Source organism: Mycobacterium sp., from assembly GCF_019247635.1.
Taxonomy (GTDB): Bacteria; Actinomycetota; Actinomycetes; order Mycobacteriales; family Mycobacteriaceae; genus Mycobacterium.
The window spans coordinates 1-5,581 of sequence record NZ_JAFBAR010000102.1; the positions used below are offsets into that span (position 1 = coordinate 1).

At 65.1% G+C, this 5,581-nt stretch carries 5 protein-coding genes; 2 read left to right on the top strand and 3 right to left on the bottom strand.

Annotation, left to right across the window (positions count from 1 at the left end):
- Nucleotides 1-1,062 (top strand): SRPBCC family protein (locus JO236_RS16700; RefSeq protein ID WP_293332575.1); only part of this gene is annotated, 1,062 nt, incomplete at its 5' end.
- On the top strand, nucleotides 1,059-2,759 hold the full coding sequence (locus tag JO236_RS16705) for an FAD-binding protein (RefSeq protein WP_293332578.1): 1,701 nt from the start codon (nucleotides 1,059-1,061) through the stop codon (nucleotides 2,757-2,759). The genes JO236_RS16700 and JO236_RS16705, both read left to right, overlap by 4 nt.
- A gap of 77 nt (nucleotides 2,760-2,836) precedes the next feature.
- On the opposite strand, the gene JO236_RS16710 is transcribed toward JO236_RS16705, so the two are convergent.
- The 3 genes from JO236_RS16710 to JO236_RS16720 all read right to left on the bottom strand — a co-directional run bounded on the left by JO236_RS16710 (nucleotide 2,837) and on the right by JO236_RS16720 (nucleotide 5,537).
- Complete coding sequence (locus JO236_RS16710) at nucleotides 2,837-3,670, bottom strand: enoyl-CoA hydratase-related protein (RefSeq protein WP_293332581.1); 834 nt, start codon at nucleotides 3,668-3,670, stop codon at nucleotides 2,837-2,839.
- A 31-nt stretch (nucleotides 3,671-3,701) separates the two neighbouring features.
- Nucleotides 3,702-4,865, bottom strand: a complete 1,164-nt coding sequence (locus JO236_RS16715) for an acyl-CoA dehydrogenase family protein (RefSeq protein WP_293332584.1) — start codon at nucleotides 4,863-4,865, stop codon at nucleotides 3,702-3,704.
- A 126-nt stretch (nucleotides 4,866-4,991) separates the two neighbouring features.
- Nucleotides 4,992-5,537, bottom strand: a complete 546-nt coding sequence (locus tag JO236_RS16720; RefSeq protein WP_293332587.1) for a class I SAM-dependent methyltransferase — start codon at nucleotides 5,535-5,537, stop codon at nucleotides 4,992-4,994.
- Nucleotides 5,538-5,581 lie beyond the last annotated feature (44 nt).

A 5,581-nucleotide genomic window follows, 5' to 3' on the forward strand; every position in this document is an offset into this window, starting at 1 on the left:
TTCGTGTGCCCCTTCCACGGCTGGTGCTGGGGCATCGACGGCCGCAACACGTTCGTCTTGCGGCCCGAGGAGTTCGACGAACACAACCTGTGCCCGGACGACCTCCGGCTCGTCTCGGTCCGATGCGAGCTGTGGGGCGGGTGTGCGTGGATCAACCTCGACGACCACGCGCCGCCGCTGCGGGACTGCTTCGAGCCGTTCGCGTCGATCTATGACGCCTGGCGGGTGGAGTCGCTGCGCGTCGAGTGGTGGCAGGCGTGCCGGCTTCCGGTGAACTGGAAGCTGGCGACGGCCGCATTCATGGAGGGTTACCACGTCCCCCAGACGCATCCCCAGCTGCTGCCGTCATCGCAGCCCACGCCGTCAGCCGGGCCGCCGGGACTGGCCCAGACCAACCTGTACTTCATGCGCACGCTCGGCGAGGGGATGGCCGGCATGACGCATGAGAACGACGTCCGCATCGCCGAGGGCCTGCAGAACATGGAGCTGCCAACCGACCCGGCCGCGGCGATGGCGCTGTGGCGCAGCACCCTCAACGACGCGGTCGTGGACTGGCATCGCGCCCGGGGCTGCGACATCCCGGACCTCAACGACTTGGCACGGCGCGGAATCGTCGACGCGATCAATTTCTGCTTCCCGCATTACTTTCTGCTGCCGCAATACAGCAGCGCCTCCTCATACCGGATCCGTCCACTGGGACCGGAGGAGACGCTGTTCGAGATCTGGTCTCTGACCCGCATCCCGCCCGATCAGGTCACGGACAAACCGACACCGCCGGAGCCCATGGCTCCCGACGACCCACGCTGGCCGCCGATCCCGGCCCAGGACTTCTCCAACCTGCCCCGGCAGCAAAAGGGCCTGCACTCCAAGGGTTTCGAGTACATGCGGTTGTCCAGCAAAATCGAAGGACTGATTTCGAACTTCGAACGCGTTATCGACGGCTTCCTCGCCGGCCTGCCCTATGACGCGTTGATTCCGGCCATTCAGAAGACGAACTCCACCATCGACGTTCCGATGGTGGATCTCGGATTTTCCCAGGCCGTCCCGTCGGAAGCGCGATGACCACCAACTGGGACCGCTCGGTCGACCTACTGATCGCCGGCAGTGGCGGCGGCGGCATGGTGGCCGGACTGGCCGCGCTCGACTGTGGACTTGAGCCGCTGATCGTCGAAAAGCAGGATCTGGTCGGCGGGTCTACCGGGCTGTCCGGGGGAATCGTCTGGCTACCGAACAACCCGTTGATGCGCGCCGACGGCATCGCCGACTCGCACGAGGACGGCTTGGCGTACCTTGCCGACGTGGTAGGCGACATCGGTGCGGCTTCCTCCCCCGCCCGTCGCGAGATGTTCCTCACCGCGGGCTTCGAGATGGTTAATTTTCTGCTGCGCAAGGGAGTTCGGCTGATCCGGTGCGCCGGCTACAGCGACTATTATCCGAATCACAAGGGCGGCAACGAGTCTGGGCGCGCCATTGAGGGAATACCGTTCGATGCCGCCGAGCTGGGGGCGTGGCGCGACAAGGTGCAGCCGGCGCTGGCCAAGAACTACGGGTACGTGGTACTCACCAACGAGTTGCGCTCGGTCCAGTATTTCAATCGCGCGCCGCGCGCTTTCGCGGTCGCAACCAAGGTGTTCGCGCGAACCAACGCCGCGCGCATCGCCCGCAGGAAAATGCTGACCAACGGCGCATCGCTGATCGGCCAGATGCTCAAGGCGCTGATCGACCTCAGTGACGGCGCACCGCCGCTGTGGATCGCGACCGCGATGCAGGATCTCATCGTCGAGGACGGCCGGGTCGTGGGCGCCCGCGTCATCCGCGACGGCCAGCAACTGGACATCGAGGCACGCAAGGGAGTCCTGTTGGCCGCCGGGGGTTTCGGTCACAACGCCGACATGCGTCGCCGCTACAGCGGTGACCAGCCCAACGAAGCCAAATGGTCGATCGCCAACCAGGGTGACACCGGCGAGGTGCTGCAGACCGCTATGCGGCTCGGGGCGAAGACCGACCTGCTCGACGAAGCCTGGTGGCTACCATCGGTTTTCATCGCCAACGGTGGCGCCGCGGCGGCGTCGCTGGGCTCCGGACGGCAGCGCCCCGGAGCCGTCTATGTCGACTCGACCGGCCGGCGGTTTTGCAACGAATCCAACTCCTATGTCGAGGTGGGCAAGGCGATGTACGCCAATAAGGCGGTGCCCTGCTGGATGGTCTTCGACGACGGTTACGTGCGCCGGTATGTGACCAGTACGAACCCGCTCAAACGTAACTCGGGCCTGCCCCCGGGGCTGATCGAAAGCGGCGCGGTCAAACGCGCTGGGAGCGTGGCCGACCTGGCCCGCCAGATCGACCTGCCCGCCGACGAGCTGGCCCGGACGATCGCGCGGTTCAACAAGTTCGCGGCCAAGGGCCTGGACCCCGACTTCGGGCGCGGCCAGTCGGCGTACAACGACTGTCTCGGTGATCCCGGGTATCGGCCCAACGCCGCCGTCGGCCCGCTCGACCGTGCGCCGTTCTACGCGACCAGGGTGTTCCCCGCAGACGTCGGGACGTGCGGCGGCGTGATCACCAACGAGCACGCGCAGGTGCTCGACGAGCAGGACCGGGTGATCGAGGGCCTGTATGCGACGGGCAACACCACCGCGACGGTCATGGGCCGGACGTATCCGGGTGCCGGTGCGAGCATCGCCAGTTCGATGGTGTTCGGCTACGTGGCGGCGCGGCATGCCGCGGGACGCAAGCTCGCCGGCGAGAGGGGCCGCTAAGCACCGCGAGCAGACGCAAAAGCACCCATTTCGACGCGAAATGGGTGCTTTTGCGTCTCTTCGCGGTAGGACTCGCGCTAGGAACTGTCGCCGTCGAGGAATTCGCGCGGCGTCATGCCCGACTGTTTGAGCTCGGCTCGGCGCGCCTGTACGTCGGTTGCGGCGCCGACCATATTGGTGAGAATGTGGCTCACCTGCAGGTGAACCCGCATACCCATCAACTCCCAGGCCCGTTTCACGTTGTTCTTCACCGCCATCAGCGTGGTCAACGGGATCTGGGCGATCCTGCGGGCCATGTCCTCGACGGTGTCCTCGAGGTCCTCGCGCGGCACGACGCGGTTGAGCAGTCCCCAGTCGAGTGCCTGCTGCGCGGACAGGGTGGGCGCGAGCAGCAGCCAGTCCATGGTGCGGTGCCAGTTCATCAGCAGCCACGGCTCGATCATGGTGTGCCCACCCGGCTCACCGAGGCTCTGCGCAAGCGGCATTTGGAAATACGCGTCCTCGGAGGCGACGCAGAAGTCGGTCAACAGGCCCAGGTATATGCCGCCGCCCATGCAGTAGCCGTGGATCTGAGAAATCGTTGGTTTGGGGAACTCCCACAAATACAGCGTCGGCCACAAGAACAGGTCGGCGGTGCCCTTGTACAGGTCTTCGAAGGTGTCCCCGAAATCCGGATAGGGGTTTTCGTCCGCACCCCAGCGAGCCACGTGCCCGCCGCAAAAGCCCTTGCCGTTGCCCTTGAGGATGACGACCTTGATCTCTTTGTCGCGATCGGCCTCGTGCAGGCAGTCATCGACTTCGGTGACCAGAGCCGCATCCTTGGTGTTGGCCTTGTCGACCCGGTTCAGGATGATCCGTGCAATCGGCGGTTCGCGCTCATAGATGACCGCTTCGAGGACGCGCCGCTCCATCCTCGTGACACTACCCGACGCGGGGTGCTCGCTACAGCGAGCGGCTGATGATCTCCTTCATGATTTCGCTTGTGCCGCCGTAGATCTTGGTGACCCTGGCCGCCGTGTAGGCGCGGGCGATGGGGTACTCCATCATGTAGCCGTATCCGCCGAAGAACTGCAGGCACCGGTCGACGATGTCAACCGCTTTGTCCGCGGCGATCAGTTTGGCCATCGACGCCGTCGCGGGATCGTTGCTGCCATCGACGTACTCCTGGATGCAATGGTCGACGGTGGTCTTGACGGACAGGGTCTCGGCTTTCAGCTGAGCGAGCTCAAACCTGTTGTGCTGGAACTTGATCAGCGGTCGGCCGAATGCTTCACGTTGCTTGGTGTAGCGGATCGCCTCGAGTACCGCGGATTCGGCGAGGCCGGCGCACTGCGACCCGATGATGAGCCGCTCTCGCGACAACTGCTCCATCAACTGATAGAAGCCCAGGCCCTCTTGTTTTCCAAGCAGATTCGCCGCGGGCACCCGCATGTCCGAGAAGAACAACTCGCGCGTGTCTTGACCGTGCTGGCCGATCTTTTCCAGCACCCGGCCGCGCTCGAAGCCGGCCAGATTCTCGTCGGTTTCGGCGACGATCAGTGAAATTCCCGCGGCGCCCGCCGTGGGGTCGGTTCTGGTGACAATGATCAGCAGATCACAGTGGGTTCCGTTGGTGATGAACGTCTTCGACCCGTTAATCACATAGTCCGAGCCATCGCGAACCGCGGTGGTGCGTATCCCCTGCAGGTCGGAACCGGCACCGGGTTCGGTCATCGCGATCGCCAGCACCGCGTCTCCACTGATGGTCCTGGGCAGCCACCGTTGCTTCTGCTCTTCGGTGCCATAGGTGTTGATGTAATGCGATGCGATCGGCGAATGGACCACCCAGCCGGACGCCGTATCGTGCGCCAGGCCCTGCTCTTCGGCAACTACTGCCGAATAGCCGAAGTCGCCGCCGACGCCGCCAAACCGTTCCGGCAGGTCCAGCCCGAGCAACCCCGCGTCGCCCATTTTGTTCCAGAATTCCCGATCGACCTGATGCTGGCTGGCCCACCGTTCCTGGTTCGGTGTGGCTTCCTTGAGCATGAACTCGGCTACATGTTTGCGCAGCTGACGGTGGTGATCCGTTTCCCAGCTGGCCCGATAACTAGGAAATAGCTCGGACACTGCGACCCTCCTGACCCCTGCTAGACCCGGAAACCCCCTCATCATTTCCGGATATCGGCTCAGGTTCGCACAAATTTCGGTTGCCCGGAGCTGAATGCAGCAAATAGTTGCTCGCACGCGCCGCCGTCAGGCGCGCGCCAGCAACCACGCATAGCCTCCGCCTTCACCCGCGGCCACGACGTCAAGTTCGGTGAACGCCGCGGACAGTTCCCCGGCTGCCGCCCGGAACGGTCCTGGGCCGGCTCCGATTTCGCTCAACGTGGCGATCGCCAGCAGACCGCCGGGCGCCAGGCGCTCGATGATCGCGCGGTCGAGGCGGCGGTCGCGGAATTTGTGACACAGGATCACCGCGACGGGCGGTCCGTCCGGCAGACCGTCATCCAGATCGACGACGTCAAACCGGCACCGCTCCCCAATACCGCTGTGCCGGGCCAGATCTCGTGCCTGACGGATAGCGACCGGGGAGATATCCAACCCCAACACGTCCAGGCCGCGGCGGGCCAGCCAGACCGCGCCGGATCCCGTGCCGCAGGCGACATCGAGAGCCCGGCCGGCGCGCGGAAACACGTCCGCGTTTGCGGCGAAGAGTGCGGGTGGCCCGACGGCGGCACGGGGTTCCCCGGCATCGCGTGCGTACCGCTCATCCCAGCGCCGCCGATCTTCGTCGGTCACCGGCGTCAGGCTACCCAGTGTCCGCCTCGACTGCGGCGCCGCCC